The sequence below is a fragment of the Kocuria sp. PD6 genome, from assembly GCF_031844145.1.
GTDB lineage: Bacteria > Actinomycetota > Actinomycetes > Actinomycetales > Micrococcaceae > Kocuria > Kocuria marina.
Genome location: NZ_JAUZUS010000011.1, coordinates 17178 through 36162, shown reverse-complemented (window position 1 = coordinate 36162; position 18985 = coordinate 17178). Strand labels below are relative to the sequence as shown.

Here is an 18985-nt window from a genome sequence, read left to right as displayed (position 1 = left end):
TCCCGCCGCCCCCGCGCCCGCTCCGGGTCGCGCCGGACCGGCCCGTCACGACGCCACCAGCTCCCGCAGGGAATCCCGCGTGGAGTTGACTGTGAGCACCACCGGATTCGTGTCGTTGCCGGAGGGCTCATCCGCACCGTCGGGCGCCGCGGGATAGGACAGCACCGAGATCGAGCACGGCCCCACGCTGAGCCGCTGGAAGTTGTCCAGGGGCGTGCCCATCGCGTGGGCCAGCAACCCGCGAATGGGGTCCGCGTGGGAGAAGCACACCACGGTCCCACCGGGGTGGAGCGTGCACAGGCGCTGCAAGGCATCGACCATGCGCTGCTGCATCTCGGGGAAGCTCTCCCCGTCCGGGAACCGGAACGCGGAGGGATTGTGCTGCACGGTGCGCCACTCGGGCAACCGGTTGAGGTCGTTGAGCGCGCGCCCCGTCCATTGCCCCACGTCGAGCTCCAGGAGTGCGGGGTCCTCGCGGACGGGCAGATCCAGCAGCTCGGCACTCGGCTGGGCGGTCTCCCGCGCGCGTTCGAGCGGCGAGCTGTACAGCGCGCTCACGGTCAGTTCCGCAACCCGCTCGGCCGCGGCGCGCGCCTGCTCCCACCCCTGCTCGGACAGGTGCAGTCCCGGGGAACGCCCCGGCAACAGCTCACCCGTGGTGGGGGTGCGGCCGTGACGCACGAGCAGGACGGTGGTCGATCCGCGGGAGTCGCTCATGCTTCGTCAGCCTAGAACGCACCCGCCCCCGCGTCACGGACCCCGCCCCGCACGGCTCCCCGCCCGTCACACGGCGTCACCGAACCGCCCCGGGGGCTCGACGCCGCCGCCCACCGGGCGTAGCGTGACGCGCGTGAACGCCCAACCTGACATCCGCACCCTGGGTGACCTGCGCGCGTCGGGTCATGAGCTGAAATCCCTGCGCCGGGAGATCCGCGACAACTTGCTCGCGGCGCTCGCCGCGGGGGAGAACCCGTGGCAGGGACTGCACGGCTTCGAGCGCACCGTGATCCCCCAGTTCGAGCGCGCGCTGATCGCGGGGCACGACGTCGCGCTGCTGGGTGAACGCGGCCAGGGCAAGACCCGCTTGCTGCGCACCCTGCCACGGCTGTTGGACGAGTGGACGCCCGTGATCGCGGGCTCCGAACTCAACGAACACCCCTACGAACCGCTCACCGCCGAGTCCACCGCGCGGATCGCCGCGGAGGGTGACGACCTACCGATCACGTGGCGCCATCGCGACGAGCGTTACGTGGAGAAGCTGTCCACCCCGGACACGTCCGTCGCGGACCTGATCGGGGACGTGGACCCCATGCGGGTCGCGGAGGGGCGGCGGCTCGGGGACCCCGAGACCATCCACTACGGGCTGATCCCGCGCGCGAACCGCGGGATCGTGGCGCTCAACGAATTACCTGACCTGGCCGAGCGCATCCAGGTGGCCCTGCTCAACGTCATGGAGGAGCGGGACATCCAGATCCGTGGCTATGTGCTGCGCTTGCCGCTGGACGTCATGGTCGTGGCCTCCGCCAACCCGGAGGACTACACCAACCGCGGCCGGATCATCACCCCGCTCAAGGACCGCTTCGGGGCGGAGATCCGCACCCACTACCCGCTCGAACTCGAGGACGAGATGGCCGTGATCCGCCAGGAGGCCGAACTCACCGCCGAGGTCCCCGACATCATCCTGGAGATCCTGGCCCGGTTCACACGACAACTGCGTGAATCCAGCGCGGTGAACCAGTCCTCGGGTGTCTCCGCGCGCTTCGCGATCGCGGGAGCTGAAACCGTGGCGGCCGCCGCCCGGCACCGCGCCACGGTGCGCCCCGGTGACCCCGCCGTGGCCCGGCTCGTGGACGTGGACACCGCGGTGGCCGTACTCGGCGGGAAGGTCGAGTTCGAATCCGGTGAGGAAGGCCGCGAGGACGACATCCTGGAGCACTTGTTGCGTACCGCGACCGCCCAGGCCGTGCGGGAACACTTCCGTGGCTTGGATCTCTCTCCCCTGGTCGCCGCGTTCGACGGTCAGCGCACCATCACGACCGGCGAACGCGTGGGCGCCCAGGAGTTCCTCGACGCCCTGCCCGCCCTCGAGGACTCCGAGCTCTACGACCGGTTGGCCGAACGCGTGGGCGGTGAGGGGCCCGGGTACCGCGCGACCGCCGTCGAACTCGCCCTCGAGGGGCTGTTCCTGACCCGGAAGCTCTCCAAGGAGTCCGGCGACGGGGAAACCGTCTACGGATAGGCCTCCCATGCGCACACCCCGGCATTCTTCACGGTACGGTCGTTACTCCGGCGGTCCCGATCCCCTGGCCCCACCCGTGGACCTCGGGGAGGTCCTGGACGCCGTGACCGAGGACGTCATGGCCGGCTACTCCCCCGACCAGGCCCTGCGCGAATTCCTGCGCCGCGGCGGGCGCAACCAGCGCGGACTGGACGATCTGGCGCGCCAGGTGCATCAGCGGCGTCGGGACCTGCTGAGCCGGCACCGCCTGGACGGCACGGTGCAGGAGGCCAAGAAACTGCTCGACCGCGCGCTGCGCGAGGAACGCGATCAGTTCCTGCGGGACGCGCGCATGGATCCCACGGACCGGCAGTTCCGGGAGATGCGCCTGGACGCCCTGCCGTCCTCCACCGCGGCGGCCGTGACGGAACTGTCCGACTACGACTGGCAGTCGGACGCCGCACGGCGCAACTACGAACAGATCAAGGACCTGCTGGGCCGCGAACTGCTCGAGCAGCGCTTCGCGGGGATGAAGAACGCGCTGCAGAACGCCACGGACGAGGACCGCGCCGCGGTCTCCCGCATGCTCGAGGACCTCAACGAGCTGCTCGAGAAGCACGCCCGCGGCGAGGACACACCCGAGGACTTCGAGCGGTTCATGAACCGGCACGGGGACCAGTTCCCCGAGAACCCCCAGGACATCGACGAGCTCATCGACGCGCTGGCTCAGCGCTCCGCCGCCGCGCAGCGCATGATGCGGTCCATGACCCCGGAGCAGCGCGAGGAGCTCATGGCGCTGTCCGCGCAGGCGTTCGGCTCCCCCGAACTGATGTCTCAACTGGACCGCCTCGACGCCGCGCTGCAGGGCCTGCGTCCCGGGTTGGACTGGTCCGGTTCGGAGCAGTTCGAGGGCGATCAAGGCCTCGGTCTCGGGGACGGGACGGGTGTGCTGCAGGACCTCGCGGACCTGGACGCCCTGAGCGAGCAGCTGTCCCAGTCCTATGCGGGTTCCACGCTCTCGGACCTGGACGTGGCCGCCCTGGCCCGGCAACTGGGCGACGACGCCGCCGTCGCCGCGCGCACGCTCACCGAGCTCGAGCGCGCCATGCGGGACAGCGGCTACCTGCGCCGCGGCACGGACGGCGAATTGCGGTTGTCCCCGCGGGCCATGCGCAAGCTCGGCAAATCCCTGTTGCGCGACGCCGCCGGGAGACTCTCCGGTCGCAGTGGCCGCCGGGACACCCGGCTCGCCGGGGCCGCCGGTGAGCAGACCGGCTCGTCCCGCCCGTGGCAGTTCGGGGACGTGGAACCGTGGGACGTGACCCGCACGGTGACCAACGCGGTGACCCGCACGGCGGCGTCGGGCGCGGACCCGAGTGCGGGTCTGCGGATCGACGTCCAGGACATTGAGGTGCGCGAGACGGAGGCGCGCACGCAAGCGGCGGTGGCACTGCTCGTGGACACGTCCTTCTCCATGGCGTTGAACGGGCGCTGGGTCCCCATGAAGCGCACGGCGATCGCCCTGCACCAATTGATCTCCACCCGCTTCCGGGGTGACGCACTCGAACTCATCACGTTCGGCCGCTACGCCCAGACGATGGACATCGGGGAGCTGACCGCGCTGCCCGCGTGGCACGAACAGGGCACCAACCTCCATCACGGCCTGCTGCTCGCGCAGCGCTTCTTCCGCAAGCACCCCACCATGCACCCCGTGCTGCTCGTGGTCACGGACGGTGAGGCCACCGCCCACCTGGAACCCGGCGGCGAGGCATGGTTCATGTACCCGCCCGATCCCGAGACCCTGCGGCTCACCGTGGCGCAGCTGGACGCCGTGGCCCGGCGCGGCACCGAGATCACCCTGTTCCGGCTGGGGGACGACCCCGGACTCGTCCGCTTCATCGCGGCGCTCGCGCGCCGGGTGCGCGGTCGGGTGGTCGCCCCGGATCCCGAGGACCTCGACGCCGCAGTGCTGGGCGAATACATGCGTTCACGCTCCCGGAACGGCTCCTGGGGTGGGTCGGGTGACAGCTTCGCGGACGACGACGCGTGACGGTCTTCGGGACGAATGCCCTGGTCGCGGGCTGATTCTTTTGCATCCACATAGAAGTATTGCTTAAGTGAAGACGAGCCCTCGCGCTGGAACCACCCGTGGACATCGGGGAACGGATGAGACGAGAGGATTCGTCATGCACCGCACACGCACGTTGACCGCGGCAGCCGCCCTCCTGGTCCTGTCACTGGGCGGGCTCACCGGATGCAGCTCCTCGCCCGCCGCGCAGCCCAAGAGTCACATGACCGCGTCCGACACCCCCGCGCCCGGGTCGCAGAGCCCCGCGGCGACCACTGCGGCGTCGTCTGCGACCCCCGAACCGTCCGGGTCGTGCGCGAACACCTCTGCGGAGCAGGCCGTGAACGAGAACATCGACAAGGTGGGCCCGGCGTTCCCCAAGGGCAACGTTCCCGACGCCGAGTGGGTGGCGATCGACACCGAGACGTACGACCCGTGCGCGGACCTGTCGTGGGTCACGCTGACGATCCGCAGGGGCACGGCGTCCTCCCCGTCGCAGCAGATGCTCTTCCACGACGGCGAGTACCTGGGCACGACCACCCAGGAGGGCATCGCCTTCTCGCCCGCGACCGTGCGGCTGTCCGACTCCGCCATCCAGGTCACCTACCGGTGGGCCAAGGAGGGCGAGAGCAATGCCGGTGCGAGCGGGCGGGCTGTGTCCACGTACTCCTGGAACCCGAACACCGAGTCCGTGGACCACGCGGGCGAGTGGCCCCCGGGTGTCGGCTGAGCCGCGCCCCGGCGCCCGGTTTCGACAACGCCACCACGCGCCGTCGCCCCCGCACTCCACCGGGACGGCAGCGCGGCCGCGTGGCTGGACACCGTGGCATGCCACGTGTGACACGATGAGCGCACGGGACGCACCCCACTGGCGAGGAGAGTCATGAACCTGCTGCGCACGCTCGTGACCGCATCCGCCGGTGCATACACCGCCAATTGCGCGCTGGGGGCGTCCGTGGCCGCCCGGTGGGTGAACACCTCGAACGTCCGGTGGATCCACCACGGTCTGTACATCACCACGTCCGCCGTGACCGCGGCGGCATGCGTGGCCGCGGTGCGTGAGCGCTCCCCAGTGGCGGCGGTCCTCGCACCGGCGGTCGTCCCGCTCTTCCTGTTGCAGCGCCACGGTGCGCACCCGCTGCGACGTCACACCCGAGACGCCCTCGCGGCGGCTCCCTGCTACGTGGCCGGCCTCGCGCTGGCCTGGAGGTGAATCGTGGAATTCCTGGATGCCGTGTTCAACCGCCGCACCACCAACGGCCCGTTCCGCCCGGATCCTGTGAGCCCCGAGCACCAACAGTTGCTGATCCGCGCGGCGGCCGCGGCTCCCTCCCAGTTCAACAGCCAGCCGTGGCGGTTCGTGCTGATCGAGAACCGGGACACGATCGAGACCGTCGCCCGGATCAGCGGGGAGAGCATGACCGAGGTCATGGGCGCGGGCACGTTCTTCGACCGGTACAAGAAATACTTCCGGTTCAGCCAGAAGGAGATGGACGCCCAGCGCAGCGGCATGCTGTTCGACAAACTGCCCGCGCTGCTGCGCCCGTTCACGTCCAAGGCGTTCACGCCCTCCGGGCAGAGCCTCATGAACAAGCTGCGCGTGCCCCAGACCCTGGGCGAGGAGAACCGCAAGCTCGTGGCGGGGTCCCCGCTGCTGATCGGCGTGATGCTCGAGCGCGGCGAATACCGCCCGGAGGAACTGTCCGGGTTCTACTCGGTGTTCAGCATGGGTGCCGCCATGGAGAACCTGTGGCTCACCACGGTGGAGTTGGGTATGGGGATCCAGTTCGTGTCCTTCCCCATGGAGGCACCGCACCAGTGGCAGCGGATCGTGGACGTGCTGCGCGTTCCGGAGGATCTGGAGCTCATGGCCGTGTACCGGCTGGGCTACGTACCCGAGCGCACCCACCGCCCAGCGATCGACTGGTCCAGCCGCGAGCGCAAACGCCCCTCCCAGTACGTGTTCCGGGAGACGTGCGAGACGCCTCAGCAGGGCTGGGATCAGGACGTGCGTCCCGGGTCCGACTGAGTCCGGTCCTTCTGCGGGGTGTCCACCTGATCCCGGCCCGCCTGGACCGGCTCCGCGTCCTGGCCGGTGTGCACCGCCAGCAGCCGGAAGAACCGCTGTTGCACGGCCCGCCACCCCGGGGGCAGCGCCTGGCGCAGCTCTCCGGGGCGGTAGCTGCGCCGGATGGACAGCAGACCGTCGAAGCGCACGAACACCCTGGCTCGTGCGAGCGGCAGCGTGGCCACCCAGTACAGCAGCCAGGCCGCGCGGCTGCGGCGCAGGTCGTTGTGCACCGCTACCCCACGGGTCAGCCGACGTGAGTCCGCCAGCACGGCGGACAGCTCCTTCCGTGTCAGGTGGTGAAGCATGTGGTTGGAGATCACGGCGTCGTAGCGCTCCCCCGCTGCCACCAGATCGTGGCTCGCGAGCGTCCGGTAGGTGGCGCCCACTCCGCGGTCGTGCGCGGCCGCCCACCGTGTGGCCCGGGCGTCCGGGTCGATCCCGGTAATCCGCACGTCCAGCCCGTCGCGAGCGGCCCAGCGGGTGATGGCCCGGGCGACGTCGCCCCCGCCGCACCCGATGTCCAGCACGGTGCCGGGGCGGCCCTCTCGGGCAGCGGCACGCAACGCAGGACGTACATACCGGCGGTAGACGGGCCGCCAGGATGCAACGAGCGGGTTGATCACCCCGAACAAGCGGTAGGTGTTGTCCAGGGCCACCGGATCGCAGGCCGGATCGTCCATGAGCTCCGGCTCGTCCACGCTGCGGTGGCGGAGCAGGGGGTCGCGGCGGCCCAGGACATCAGCGTGCGGCAGAGGGTTGTTGCGCAGCATAGGCTTCATCGCTCACGTCGTCTCGGACGCGGGACGGACCCGCAGCAGGGCGCTCTCGATGCTCAGGCCGGGGCCGAACGCGAGCGCCGCCACGATGCCCGGGTGCCCCGCTCGCACAAGGCGCTCGAGCACGAACAGGATGGTCGCGCTGCTCATGTTCCCGGCGTCCGCGAGCACTCCCCGGGAGGGGGCCATCTGCTCGTCCGTGAGCGCGAGCCGTCCCTGCACCTTGTCCAGGATGCTGCGTCCCCCCGGGTGCACGGCCCACAGGGGGATCCGGTCCGCGCTCAACCCCGCGCGGTCCAGCAGGGGTGCGAGGGCGTCCGTCACGTGGTCGTCGATGATCCGCGGCACGTAGGTCCCCAGGATCATCTCGAAGCCCTCGTCCCCCACGCTCCACGCGAGTTCCTCCTCGCCCACTGGGGCCAGGGTCGTCTCAAAGTCCACGAGCTCGAGGGTAGCGCCGGGAGCGGCGGCGTCGCGCCCCGTCACCACCGCGGCGGCCGCACCGTCCGCGAACAGGGCGTTGCCCATCACGGTGTCGGGATCGTTGCGCACGTGCAGGTGCAGGGTGCACAGCTCCACGCACACCACGAGCACCACGGCGTCCGGATCCGCGCGGCACGCGGTGTACGCGGCTTGCAGGGCGGGGAACGCGGCATTGCAGCCCATGAACCCCAGGTGCATCCGCTTCACGTCCGCGGGTAGCCCCAGGTCCTTGGTCACGCGCACGTCCGGGCCCGGCGCGAAGAACCCGGTGCAGGACACCGTGATCACGTGGGTCACGTCCGCGAGCTCGATCCCGGGGGCCGCGGCGTCGAGGGCCGCCCGGGCGGCTGTCACGAACATCCGTTTGGCGTGCTCGGTGTAGAGCTGGTTGCGTGCGTGCGTTCCCGGCGAGCGCAGGTGCCGGCTCGTGGGATCCACGAACGGCGACGCCGTGGCGTCGCCCCCGTCAACGGTCCCCGATGCCACAGCGCCCAGCTCGGGCAGGACCGTGTGGCGTGTGCTCACCCCGGCGCCTGCGAAGGCGGAACGCACCACGCGCGTGCCGAGCCTGGTCATCCCCGGTTGCTCGGCGAACAGCCGGGACACGTCCTCCTGCCGGATCACGGTGTTGGGGACGGCGGTCTCGATCGACAGCAGGCGTACGGTCATACCCCATGGTAGGCGCGCGGGCCCCCGCCCGGACGAGGCGCCCCGTGCCGGACGAGCCCCGACATGCGCAACGGCCGCCCGATCCATGGGGATCGAACGGCCGTCGGACGGGCGGTTCGGATCAGAGATCCACGACCTTGTTCTCGCCGTCCACGGTGTCGCCCTTGACCTTGGACTTGATCAAGTTGGCCACCTGGGTCACCTTGCTGTTACCCGGGCTGTCCCAGTACTCGGCGCTGTGGCCGTCGATCTCGATGAGGATGTTGTTGGGGTTCTCCGGGCCGCCCTGGAGCCACGAACCGGTGAAGCTGCTCCACAGTTCCTTGAGCTTGGCCTCGTCGTTGACGATGCGCGCGGTGCCGCACACGGACACCCACGAGCCGGAACCCGAGTAGGCCACGTTCACCTCGGGGCGCTGCTGCAGGGCCTGTGCCTGCTCGGAGTCGCGCTCCGCGATGAACCGCACGGTGCCGTCGAACTCGACCTCCTGCGTCGCCATGGGCTTGGACACCAGGTGACCGTCCCCGTCCACGTGGGTGAGCATGGCGATGCGGGTGCCCTTGATGATGTCCCGCACCTTCTGGATGTCGTCGGTGTTCTCCGCCATGGCACTTCCTTTCGTCGAGGCTGTGATTGCCCACCAAACTGTGGGGTCTGCCACCGCGATGCGGCGTCGATTGTCAGTTTATTTACTAGTGACGGTGCGCACGAGAGAGTTGGCCGGGAGCGGAATTCACGCCATCGTGAGCAGCACGACCCCGAACGATCCGGTCGTGGGCGACATGATGCCGGACGACACGGACACAGACATCCAGGCAGGGAGGGACGCATGACGCGATCGCACGAGGACACCGTGCACGTGCTGTTGGAGCGCCACGGCACCACGTACGCGCAGGACGCCGGCATCGAGCTGCGGGACACACCCGCTCCCCTGTTCCAGCTGCTGGTGCTGGCCAATCTGCTGTCCGCGCGCATCGGGGCCAAGGTGGCGGTCGCCTCCGCGCGCGAGCTGTTCACGGCCGGGTACCGCACCCCGGAACGGATGCGCACGGCGTCGTGGCGGCAACGGGTTCAGGCGCTGGGTCGCGGCGGCTACAAGCGTTACGACGAGCGCACCTCCACAATGCTCGGCGACGGCGCCGCCCTCCTGATCGACGAGTACGGCGGGGATCTGCGGCGCGTGCGTGAGCGCGCGGACGGTACCGACGACGTCCTCGACGCGCTCCAGCAGTTCCCGGGGATCGGCCCCGCGGGCGCCGCGATTTTCGCCCGGGAGGTACAGGGTGTCTGGCCCGGCCTCGCGCCGTTCTTCGACGCCAAGGCCCTGGACGGCGCCCGGCGCATCGGTCTGCCCGACGACGCCCACGACCTCGCGAACCTCGTCCCGCCCGAAAAACTCCCCATCCTGGCCGCGGCCCTGGTCCGGGTCGCGCTGGTCCGCACCAAGGATGACCTGCTGGAGTAACGGACCGGGTGCGATCCGCCGGAGGTGCCTTCGGCGGCGGACGCCGGGTTAATACACCGGCTGTGGTCCGTGGTGCCGAGTTAACACCTCGGTCATCGGGGTGCTCCACAGCCGTCATGTCTCCCCGCGACCATGGGTTCGGCCCGTTCGCCGGTCATCACCACGCGACCGGCAAGGCCATCTCCGTACGGCAACCCGTGAGAGGCTCTGGATGCGCACCCGCACGACCCCCCTGACCGATCGTCTCGCAACGGACCCCCTCCGCTGGATCCGGCCCACGGCCCTCCTGACAGCACCCCGCGGGCGGGAGGACACTGTGGGAATGACCACTGCGCCGGCCCACCTGTTGATCGGCCACCGCGGAGCCGCGGGGGTCGCACCCGAGAACACGGTGGCGGCGTTCGAGGTGGCCCGTTCCTCGGGTGCGCAGTTCTTCGAGCTCGACGTCCAGCTCTCCGCGGACGGTGTGCCCTTCGCGTTCCACGACCCCACCCCCGCGCGCACCACGAACGCCGCCGAGGTGTTCCCGGGTCGGGAGAACGATCCGGTCACGTCGTTCACATGGGCCGAATTGCAACGGCTGGACACTGGTTCGTCCTTCTCCGGCGCGTTCCGGGGCGAGCGCATCCCGCACTTCGACGACGCCGCGGAGGTTGCGCGCGACGCGATCGGCGTGTTCATCGAGATCAAGTCTCCGGTCACGTCCCCCGGTATCGAGCACATCATCGTGGGGCGTCTGCGATCGGATCCCCGGTGGCAGCGTCTGGTCCGCGACGGGCGAATCGAGGTCCTGGGGTTCGACGCTGCTTCCAATCAGCGCTTCGCGGTGCTGGCCCCGGAGGTCCCCCTGCAGCAGCTCGTGTACCGGGTTCCCGATGCCGAGACCCTCGCGCGGATCTCCACCTACGCGGGGCAGGTGGGGTCCAACCACCGCTGGCTCAATGGGGCCGCGGTGGACCGGGTCCGTGCGGCAGGGCTGGGCATGAGCGTGTACACGGTTAACGCCGAGCGCAATTTCAACCGCATGGTGGCCCTGGGCGTGGATCGGATCACGACCGACTTCCCCGTGGAGTTCTCCCGGAAACACCCCGCGACCGTGGGGCACGCCGTGGCCGTGCGGTAGCGCCGACGGTCGCCGGACCGCAACCGGGCCGCCGCCGCGCTGCCCTGCCACCGGGGATCCGTTCGCAGCCGTCCGTAGGTGTCCACGTCCACCCGCGGCCACGGACAGCCTCCGTCATCCAGTAGGAGATCCAGCCGTTCCGGTTCTGCTCGTCCCCTGGTGGCACCGGGACCGATATCGGCCCCGACGGACGTCATTCCTGGGACGCCGAGAACGACCACATCACGCCGTAGCGGTCGAAGACCTGGCCGTACCAGTCGCCCCACGGGGCCTTCTCGAACGGCATGCCCGTGTGGCCACCGCCAGCCTCGAGCTTCTCGATGAGGGCCCGCGCCTCCGTGGCCGTCTCCGTCGTGTAGAGCAGGGAGTAGGCGGTCCCGGTGAGCGGGTAGTCGCCGTCCCCCATGGCGTCACCGGCGGCGATCACTCCGCCGGGCATGGTCAACGTCGAGTGGGCCACGGCCTGGGGATCCGGTTCGAACGGCATGCCCTGCAGGTCCATGTCGCCGTAGCGCAGGATGTGCAGGTCACCCCCGAACACGTCGTGCCAGTGCTCCATGGCTTCGGCGGTGGTTCCGGGCAGGGCGATGTACGTGGCGAGTGAGGGGGTCATGTGAGGCTCCTTCGACGAACGCATCCCGGATGATTCGGTCCCAGTATGGCCGTCGCGAGCGGATTCGGGAACCTCTTGCTCCGGGCCCAGCGCAGTTGTTCGGGAACCTTTTACTCCGGCGCCCGGCGCAGTTGCTCGGGCAGTTCCTCGAGCAGCCGCAACCACAGTTCCGAGACCGTGGGATAGCTGGGCACCGCGTGGCGCAGCACGGGCACCGGTACCTTCCCCGTGATCGCGATCGTGGCCGCGTGCAGTTGCTCGCCAGCGTCCGGGCCCGCGAACGTGGCGCCCACGAGGCACCGGGTCTCCCGGTCCACGACGATCTTGGCCTTTCCGGAGACGGTGTCACGCAGCAGCGCCGCGCCGGCCGCACCGTTGTAGGGCACCTCCGCGGTGACGACGTCGATCCCCCGGTCCCGCGCGGAGGCTTCCGTCAGTCCCGTCTGCGCGACCTGCGGTTGCGTGAACACGACCTGGGGCACCGGCGGATTCTCCACCTCGTACGGCGCGGGCGCCCCCGTGGCCGCCGCCTTGATCCTGGCCCCGATGACCCGGGCGCGGTACTTGCCCCAGTGGGTCAGGGGCACATCGCCGCTGGCATCGCCCACGGCGTGCAGCCATGCGGGGAGCTTCTCATGGAGGACGTCGTCCGCGCTCAGCCCGACCGCGTCGAGTCCCACGTCCCGCAACCGCGGGGTACGGCCTGTGGCCACGAGCACCTCGGCCACGTCGACGGTCCCGGCGGAGGTCTCGAGGTGGACCGGCCCGCCGTGGACCCGGCCCAGCCCCGTGTCCTCGGCATCGCTGCGGGTGCACTTGGTGACGGATGCGTCGAGCACCACTTCCACGCCGCTGGCGCGCAACCCGTCCAGGACGGTGTCCCCCGCGAACGGTTCGTTGCCGGACAGCAAACCCGAGCCCCGCACGAGCAGGGTCACCCGGGATCCCAGGGCGTTGAGCCACACCGCGGCCTCACATGCCACGACTCCCCCGCCCACGATCGCGATGCTCTCCGGCGTCTCGACCACGCCGGTCGCGTCCGCGGACGTCCACGGGTGCGCTCCGTCGAACTCGGAGGGGATGCTCGGCTCGCTGCCGGTCGCGAGGATCACGGCGTGCCGCGCGGTGAGGGTGCGCGCGGCGGCGTCGTCGGCCTCGATGCGCACCGAGCGCTCGCCCACGAGGCGGGCGTGGCCGCGCACCACGCGGATGCCCGCGGACTCGGCCCACTCGACCTGGGAGGAGTCGTCGTAGTCGGAGACGAACGAGTCGCGCCGCGCGAGCATGCCGTCCCGGTCGAGCCGCGTGGGGACGACGCCCTCGAGGTCGTCCGTCAGTCCCGTCACGTCGACCGGGCGCAACAGCGCCTTGCTGGGCATGCACGCGTAGTACGAGCACTCCCCGCCCAGTAGGTGACCCTCCACGATGACTGCGGTGAGGTCCGTGCCCTCGATCGCGTACTGCGCGGCGTTCTCTCCCACCGCGCCGCCGCCGATCACGATCACGTCCACCGACTCCTGCGTTGCTGACTCCGTCATGTCCTCACAGTAGCCGCCGGGGTACCGGATGTCGGCCCGGGGGCACCCCGTGCGCGGTGCGGAACCGGCCTCTCACCTGGCAATACTCCCGATTGTGACCCTCGTCATGTGTACGGTGGAATCGCCACCTCCGTTGCATGGTCGGCATCACGACCCTCGCCGGCCCAGCGGACCGACGATGAGGAGATGCCATGAACGCGAGCGCAATGACACCCCCGGCCACCGACGAGCCCCCCACCACCCATCGCCCCTTCCGAGCCCGCGGCGGACTGGCTTTCCTGGGGCTCGCGGGCATGCTGACACTGGCCGCGTGCGGCGAGGGCAATAACGCCACCACCGCGGATCCGACGGGTGGGCAGGGGGCCGCGACGGCGGCGTCGAGCCCGGGTCCCCTGGCCACCGCCACGGTGCGTCATGCCGAGGGAATGGAGGTCGGCACCGCGCAGTTCACCGAGGCCGGCCAGGATGCGATGCGGGTTTCGGTCGAGTTCTCCGGTCTGGAACCGGGGTACTACGGCCTGCACGTGCACGGCAACGGCGTGTGCGAGGCGGAGAGTTCCGCGCCGGACGATCCCTCCGAGACCGGCGCCTTCCTGTCCGCCGGCGGGCACCTGGGTGGCGACGACGCTCGCCATCCGGAGCATGCGGGTGACCTTCCCGCGCTGCTGGTGACGGAATCCGGGCGGGCGGCCATGTCGTTCGAGACGGACCGGCTCACGGCCGAGAACCTGCGGGACGACAACGGCTCCGCGCTGATGATCCACTCCGGCCCGGACAACTACGCGAACATCCCCGAGCGCTACGCCCCGGAGGGACCGGACGAGGACACCCGCTCCACGGGTGACGCCGGCAGCCGCCTGGCGTGCGGTGTGATCGAGTAACCCGTCCTCGTCACACGGACGTTCGGCCCCCCGCCCGGGTGAGCGCCAGGACGACCACGACGATCAGCGCGGACGTTGTGCCCGCGATCATGTCGGTCATGGTGTCCAGGTTGTTCACCTGAGCGTTGCTGTCCGAGACCAGATCGGTGACGAACTCGGCGACCTCCCACAGGAACGCGATGAAGGCGCTGAACGACACGATCGCGAGCCCCCACAGCCACGTGGGCAGGACGAAACCATGCCGCCGGGACAGGATGCGCCACGCGTGATCGGCGCCCAGCGCGATCAGGATTCCCGAGAAGAAGTGGACCACGGTGTCCCACGGCGTCCACACGCCGTAGACGTGCAAGTACGTTCCCAGGAACGCCCCGCCGAACAACAGCACCGCGTACAGCAGTTGCAGGGTCATGGGGATGCTGGCGCGGGCGATCGGCTCCAGGGCGAGCGGGACGAGCGCCGCGAGGACGAGTGCGGACAGCAAGAACACGGCCGGGCCGTTCTCCCGGGCGATCTCGAAGATCAGCGTCCCCACGAGGAGCACCTCCAGCACGATCAAGGGGACATGGCGGCGCAGTCTCGTGTCGTGGGGGATCATGCATCCGACCCTACGCACGGGCCCTGACACGGTGGGTTGGGACGCGACGGCGCTGAGGAGGCTCAGTCCGTGAGGATCAACGACAGCCCCCGATCGAGGGCCTGTTCGGTGCCCTCCCGAACGGATTCGGGTGCGTTGAGGTGATCCAGGGCCAACCCGTTCACGAGTGCCGTGACCAGGGGCGCGGCGGTGTCCGGGGTCAGCCCCTCACGTAGCTTCCCGTCCTCCTGGGCCCGCCGCAGGACGTTCAGGACACCCTCGTGGAAGATCTGCAGGTTCTGCCAGTACACGCTCGCGAGCCAGTCCCGGGTGGAGGCGGCCGCCCCGAAGCTGACCCACACGGCAGCGTCCTCCCTCCGCACGCCCTCCAACGGCAGGAGTTCACGCAGGGTGCGAGCGAGGGATGCCCGATAGCCGTTCAGACCCCGCGCAGCCATGACCCGTTGGGTCTGTCGCTCCACGGACCTCTCGAGGGCGGCGAGCAGCAGATCCCGCCGCGTCTTGTAGTGGTATTGAACGGTCCCGGGGGAGATCCCGGACTCCTGGGCCACGGTGCGCACGCTCACCACGTCGAAACCTTGCTGGGCGATCACGCGGATCGCCGCTTCCGCGATCATGACCCGGGCGGGGATCATCCCGCGACTCTCGTTCTCCTGTGGCATCTGACCACCCCCTCTCATACAAGTGTATGGTTGCGGTATGGCATACGTTCGTACGAGACAAGGCGGCACACATGGGTGACCTTCTCGCACTGCTCGGATTGGCTCTGCTGGACAGCATGAGCCTCGGGACCCTGGTGATCCCCCTGGTCCTCGTGATCTCCCGGCGGCGCGTGGACGCGGTCCCGCTGTTCTTCTACTTCACGACCGTGGTGCTCTTCTACTTCTTCCTGGGGATCGCGATCGCCCTGGGGTTCGACCTCCTCTCCGACGTGGCCGGGAGGATCTGGGACAGCGAGCCCGCCCAGTGGTTCAAGGTGGTCGCCGGGCTGGGTCTGCTCGCGTACGGGATCTTCGCACCGGACCCCGTGAAGCGCGAGGGGCACCGCGCACCGCCCAGGTCCCTGCATCCCGGTGCCATGGTCGCCCTCGGTGCCGGCGCTGCTCTCACGGAGGCCGCCACGATGGTCCCCTATCTCGCGGCCAACGGGATCATCACGAGTATGGACATCGGCTGGCCGCTGCGACTGGCCCTGCTCGCCGCCTACTGCGTCGTGATGATCTTGCCCGCGCTCGTGCTCATCGCGGCTGCGGCATTGGCCGGCCAGCGGATCTGGCCGCGCCTCGAGAGGATCGTCCCCACGCTCGAGCGGGAAGCGAAGGTCACGCTTCTGTGGATCGCAGCGATCGTGGGGGTGTGGATGGCCGGGAGCGGATTGTCCGCCGTGATGAACTGACCTCCCCCCTGTCCGCGGAGGACCCCGGAAGTGATCGAACACCGTTCGGTGCAGTACTTTGGTGTACTACATTGGCATGGCCGGTGGGGGTGGGTTTCGCCTCCGGTGAGGAGATGCTGCAGTACTACGTCTCCTACGGGTGGTGGGGCATTGCCGGGGCCGCGGTGAACCTGCTCGTGATGCTCGCCGGCGCCGGCTCCCACCTCAATCAGCAGTTCGGCCTGCCCCTGTGGACGGGTTCGGCGATCAGGGTGGTCCTGGTGCTGCTCATGACCGACGCCCTGCTGCTCAGCATCCAGGACGTGTACGACGCCGATCTGCCCACCCTCGCGCTCATCGACAAGATCAATCCCGTGCTCGGGGTCATCGCCTCCGCGGGGACGTACCTCATGATCTTCGGTACGTCCCTGGGCGTGGTCTTCTCCCTGGGCAAGGGTCTCGCGGCACCCCGGCCATCCTGGGGCAGGCTGGTATTCATCGCGGTCACGCTGGTCGAGTTCGGGCTGAGCCTCCTGCCGTTCACCGAGCTCGTGAACAAGGTGTTCCCCGTGATCGGGTGGCTGGGTGTCCTCTTCGTGGCGGTCCTGTTGATCACGTGGCTGGTCATCGCGCGCACCGGCATCGCCGAGGAGGGGTTGCGCCGGGACCGGATCCACGCGCTGCTGCTCTACCGCCTGGACCCGATACGTCGCTGGACGCCCCGGCACGCGAACGCCCTCATCCAGGCGGTGGACGAGTCCAATCTTCGCGCCATGCAACTGGGCGACGTGATGAGCGCTGACCTCTACCAGGAGGCCGAGCGGACCAGTGGGATCAGCGTCCCGCCCGAGGAGTAGGAGCAACTCGGCGAGAAGCTGTCGCAGTTGCAGAAGTCCCGCCGTTCCCAGCACACTCCCGAGCCCCCGCGCCGTTGATGGCGTAGCCCGATCTCCAACGGCAGTACGACGACGGCAGACGGTCACCTTCGCGCTCGAGGTGACCGTCCGCCGTCGTCAGATGTACCGCCTGGGCCCGGGGACGGGAGCAGGGGTGCGAGGTCGTCAGCCTCCGAAGCCGATGTCCAGGGACACGACGCCCACGCCGATCACCATGGCGGTGGCCAGCAGGAACGCGAGCACGATCAGAATGAGCCCCCACGGGGTGCCCTTCTGCGGGTTGCTGGGCTGAGTTTTGGGCGTGTTTTCCATGATCTTCCCTTCGTGTGGTCGGAGTTCAAGTCTGGCAGGTCGCCGAGAGTTCGGGGGAAAGTGACATGGGGCGGGGCAGCTGCCGCTCTTGCCCTGGCGTCTCTGCGTACTGTTGTGGCCATGAACACTTTCTTCAACTCCATGCGCAACCTCGGCTTCCGACGCGGACCGCAACGAGTGGTCGCTGGCATTTGCGGTGGTCTGTCCCATCAGTTCGCCATCAATGTGTGGCTCGTCCGCCTGCTCGTCCTGTTGTCGTTCCTGCTCCCCGTGGTGGGGCTCGCGCTGTACCTGGTGGTCTGGATCATCACCCCGTGGCAGGATGGCAGCATCCCGCTGGAGACGTCGCTGCGCAAGTGACCCGTGCCGTCGTCGTTTCCGACGCTGGCCGAGCCGGGCCCGCCATGACGCGGCGCCCGGCTCATGCTTTCGTGGCATAGAGGCGGAAGCGCCGCTGCGTCACCCGCAGGGGCGTGTGCTCCCCCAGCACGGTGAGTTGGTCGGCGTGCTTGTCGATCGAGAAATTCGGCGCGTCCCACGGGACCATGGCCAGGTACATGATCAGTGCCTCCACGTCCGTGAATTCCATGACGCCGTCCCATGCGTCGGCGACGTCGATCCGCAACCCCGCTTCCTCCAGCTCCGCGATGTACCGGCCCAGGGTCACATGCGGGTAGAGAAACTCTTCGCCGAACCATTCATGGATTTCCGGCGCGTCGAACCCGTCGACCTGTTGCGTCAACAGCCGGCCACCCGGGGCAAGAACCCGGGTCACCTCGCCGACATCGATGGCCTCATGGCGGGACATCACGAGATCCACGCTGCCGTCCTCGAACGGCATGGTCTCGCGCGTATCAGCGTCGTACGGAAGCACCTGGATCCCCCACGGAGCCAGGTTCGCGCGCGCGACCGGCAGGTTCGGTTCCCACCCCTCCGTCGCCGCGACGACGCCGCCGTGCCCCGCAATGCCCGTGAGCAGCGTTCCCAGCCACTCGCCACCCCCGGTCCCGAGGTCCACGATTCGGGACGCACTGCGCACGGCCGCGAGACAGTCCGCCTCGAAATCCCACGGTGGCTCAGTAGCGGTCAGTCGGCCTTCCAACCGTGAGAAGTCCCAGCCGACCATCCGGGTGCGGTCGTAAACGGCGCGCAATGAGTCGATCGTCATACTTCATTGTGGTCTCCCACCGCGCCCCGTGAGCCTGTGTGTTCTCAGCTGCCGGAGCTTTCTGCCTCGTCGAGTTCCTCGGCGGCGGCGCCGTCGGACTTCGGATCCTGCAGTTCGGGCCCGCCCACGGCCTGGTCCTGCCAGGTGAGCACGCGCCATGCGCCGGGCTCGCCGTCCAGCACGACGACGCCCGTGTTCGACAATCCGTTGGTCGCCGTGAACTTGCGGTCCAGGTTGGCGCACCGCAGCGCACACCACGCACGGATGACGGCGCCGTGCGACACGAGAACAGCTACGCGGTCCGGTGCCAGAGCAGTGGACGCTTCCTCGACGACGGCGTCGAAGCGCGCCATGACGTCGTGGCCGTTCTCGTCCGACCCGGGGATCCTCGAATCGAGGCCGCCATCCGCCCAGCTCAACGCTGATTTCAGATAGGTCTCGATCGAATCGTGGTCGTTGGCCATTTCCAGATCCCCGGCACCGATCTCACGCAGACCTTCACGGATCTCGGTCGACAACTCGCGCGCCTCCGCGAGCGGGGCGGCCGTCTGCTGGGTGCGCACGAGGTCGGAGGCGTAGATCGCACCGATGGGCTCACCCGCCAGCGCCTGCACGAGGGCTTGCGCCTGCTCACGCCCCAGGTCGGTGAGGTCCGCGCCGGGTGCGGCGGTGTCCAAGTGATGGCCCACGTTGGAGGAGGTCTGGCCATGACGCACCAGGATGAGTCGCACGGG

General features: G+C 69.3%; 22 protein-coding genes. 11 read left to right on the top strand and 11 right to left on the bottom strand.

Annotated elements, in window-relative coordinates:
• Positions 1–45 precede the first annotated feature (45 nt).
• Positions 46–717 carry a histidine phosphatase family protein gene (locus Q9R22_RS10825; protein WP_311254198.1) on the bottom strand — a complete coding sequence of 224 codons (672 nt, stop codon included), beginning with the start codon at positions 715–717 and terminating at the stop codon, positions 46–48.
• 133 nt (positions 718–850) lie between these two features.
• On the opposite strand from Q9R22_RS10825, the gene Q9R22_RS10820 reads away from it, so the two are divergent.
• The 5 genes from Q9R22_RS10820 (at position 851) to Q9R22_RS10800 (ending at position 6315) form a co-directional block, all read left to right on the top strand.
• Positions 851–2239, top strand: a complete 1389-nt coding sequence (locus tag Q9R22_RS10820; RefSeq protein ID WP_131332556.1) for a sigma 54-interacting transcriptional regulator — start codon at positions 851–853, stop codon at positions 2237–2239.
• 7 nt (positions 2240–2246) lie between these two features.
• Complete coding sequence (locus Q9R22_RS10815) at positions 2247–4268, top strand: VWA domain-containing protein (RefSeq protein ID WP_131332555.1); 2022 nt, start codon at positions 2247–2249, stop codon at positions 4266–4268.
• Positions 4269–4404: 136 nt separating this feature from the next.
• Positions 4405–5016, top strand: a complete 612-nt coding sequence (locus Q9R22_RS10810; RefSeq protein ID WP_131332554.1) for an LppP/LprE family lipoprotein — start codon at positions 4405–4407, stop codon at positions 5014–5016.
• Between the two features lie 153 nt (positions 5017–5169).
• The gene (locus tag Q9R22_RS10805; RefSeq protein ID WP_064846019.1) at positions 5170–5499 is read left to right on the top strand and encodes a hypothetical protein; all 330 of its coding nucleotides are present in this window, start codon (positions 5170–5172) and stop codon (positions 5497–5499) included.
• A gap of 3 nt (positions 5500–5502) precedes the next feature.
• Positions 5503–6315: a nitroreductase family protein gene (locus Q9R22_RS10800; RefSeq protein WP_131332553.1), complete on the top strand. Its 813-nt coding sequence runs from the start codon at positions 5503–5505 to the stop codon at positions 6313–6315.
• Here Q9R22_RS10800 and Q9R22_RS10795 read toward each other — a convergent pair.
• The 3 genes from Q9R22_RS10795 to Q9R22_RS10785 form a co-directional block, all read right to left on the bottom strand.
• Complete coding sequence (locus tag Q9R22_RS10795) at positions 6288–7127, bottom strand: class I SAM-dependent methyltransferase (RefSeq protein ID WP_131332552.1); 840 nt, start codon at positions 7125–7127, stop codon at positions 6288–6290. The genes Q9R22_RS10800 and Q9R22_RS10795 overlap by 28 nt on opposite strands.
• A 12-nt stretch (positions 7128–7139) precedes the next feature.
• The gene (locus Q9R22_RS10790; RefSeq protein ID WP_311254197.1) at positions 7140–8285 is read right to left on the bottom strand and encodes a type III polyketide synthase; all 1146 of its coding nucleotides are present in this window, start codon (positions 8283–8285) and stop codon (positions 7140–7142) included.
• Positions 8286–8406: 121 nt separating this feature from the next.
• A complete protein-coding gene (locus Q9R22_RS10785; protein WP_064846016.1) occupies positions 8407–8892 on the bottom strand; it encodes a pyridoxamine 5'-phosphate oxidase family protein in 486 nt (161 codons plus the stop codon).
• A 222-nt stretch (positions 8893–9114) separates the two neighbouring features.
• Here Q9R22_RS10785 and Q9R22_RS10780 point away from each other — a divergent pair, with 222 nt between their 5' ends.
• Together Q9R22_RS10780 and Q9R22_RS10775 are read left to right on the top strand one after the other, a co-directional pair.
• On the top strand, positions 9115–9750 hold the full coding sequence (locus tag Q9R22_RS10780) for an endonuclease (RefSeq protein WP_131332551.1): 636 nt from the start codon (positions 9115–9117) through the stop codon (positions 9748–9750).
• 322 nt (positions 9751–10072) lie between these two features.
• On the top strand, positions 10073–10873 hold the full coding sequence (locus Q9R22_RS10775; protein ID WP_242670619.1) for a glycerophosphodiester phosphodiesterase family protein: 801 nt from the start codon (positions 10073–10075) through the stop codon (positions 10871–10873).
• Between the two features lie 193 nt (positions 10874–11066).
• On the opposite strand, the gene Q9R22_RS10770 is transcribed toward Q9R22_RS10775, so the two are convergent.
• Positions 11067–11486, bottom strand: a complete 420-nt coding sequence (locus Q9R22_RS10770) for a VOC family protein (RefSeq protein WP_131332549.1) — start codon at positions 11484–11486, stop codon at positions 11067–11069.
• A 110-nt stretch (positions 11487–11596) separates the two neighbouring features.
• Entirely contained in the window at positions 11597–13024 is a 1428-nt protein-coding gene (locus Q9R22_RS10765; RefSeq protein WP_131332548.1) for an NAD(P)/FAD-dependent oxidoreductase, read from the bottom strand.
• A 191-nt stretch (positions 13025–13215) separates the two neighbouring features.
• Between Q9R22_RS10765 and Q9R22_RS10760 the strand changes: the two genes are divergently transcribed.
• On the top strand, positions 13216–13905 hold the full coding sequence (locus Q9R22_RS10760) for a superoxide dismutase family protein (protein WP_131332547.1): 690 nt from the start codon (positions 13216–13218) through the stop codon (positions 13903–13905).
• Positions 13906–13915: 10 nt separating this feature from the next.
• On the opposite strand, the gene Q9R22_RS10755 is transcribed toward Q9R22_RS10760, so the two are convergent.
• Together Q9R22_RS10755 and Q9R22_RS10750 are read right to left on the bottom strand one after the other, a co-directional pair.
• On the bottom strand, positions 13916–14500 hold the full coding sequence (locus tag Q9R22_RS10755) for a hypothetical protein (RefSeq protein WP_131332546.1): 585 nt from the start codon (positions 14498–14500) through the stop codon (positions 13916–13918).
• Positions 14501–14562: 62 nt separating this feature from the next.
• Positions 14563–15162 (bottom strand): TetR/AcrR family transcriptional regulator, encoded by a 600-nt coding sequence (locus Q9R22_RS10750; RefSeq protein ID WP_131332545.1) that lies wholly within the window; start codon positions 15160–15162, stop codon positions 14563–14565.
• A gap of 71 nt (positions 15163–15233) precedes the next feature.
• Between Q9R22_RS10750 and Q9R22_RS10745 the strand changes: the two genes are divergently transcribed.
• A complete protein-coding gene (locus Q9R22_RS10745; RefSeq protein ID WP_131332544.1) occupies positions 15234–15896 on the top strand; it encodes a GAP family protein in 663 nt (220 codons plus the stop codon).
• Between the two features lie 83 nt (positions 15897–15979).
• The gene (locus Q9R22_RS10740; protein ID WP_131332543.1) at positions 15980–16732 is read left to right on the top strand and encodes a hypothetical protein; all 753 of its coding nucleotides are present in this window, start codon (positions 15980–15982) and stop codon (positions 16730–16732) included.
• 204 nt (positions 16733–16936) lie between these two features.
• Here the strand turns inward: Q9R22_RS10740 and Q9R22_RS10735 are convergent, their stop codons facing one another.
• On the bottom strand, positions 16937–17083 hold the full coding sequence (locus Q9R22_RS10735; protein ID WP_159450043.1) for a hypothetical protein: 147 nt from the start codon (positions 17081–17083) through the stop codon (positions 16937–16939).
• 120 nt (positions 17084–17203) lie between these two features.
• Here Q9R22_RS10735 and Q9R22_RS10730 point away from each other — a divergent pair, with 120 nt between their 5' ends.
• Complete coding sequence (locus Q9R22_RS10730) at positions 17204–17443, top strand: PspC domain-containing protein (protein WP_131332542.1); 240 nt, start codon at positions 17204–17206, stop codon at positions 17441–17443.
• Between the two features lie 61 nt (positions 17444–17504).
• On the opposite strand, the gene Q9R22_RS10725 is transcribed toward Q9R22_RS10730, so the two are convergent.
• Both Q9R22_RS10725 and Q9R22_RS10720 read right to left on the bottom strand, forming a co-directional pair.
• The gene (locus Q9R22_RS10725) at positions 17505–18251 is read right to left on the bottom strand and encodes a class I SAM-dependent methyltransferase (RefSeq protein ID WP_131332541.1); all 747 of its coding nucleotides are present in this window, start codon (positions 18249–18251) and stop codon (positions 17505–17507) included.
• A 44-nt stretch (positions 18252–18295) separates the two neighbouring features.
• Positions 18296–18982 carry a histidine phosphatase family protein gene (locus Q9R22_RS10720; RefSeq protein WP_131332540.1) on the bottom strand — a complete coding sequence of 229 codons (687 nt, stop codon included), beginning with the start codon at positions 18980–18982 and terminating at the stop codon, positions 18296–18298.
• Between the last annotated feature and the right edge of the window lie 3 nt (positions 18983–18985).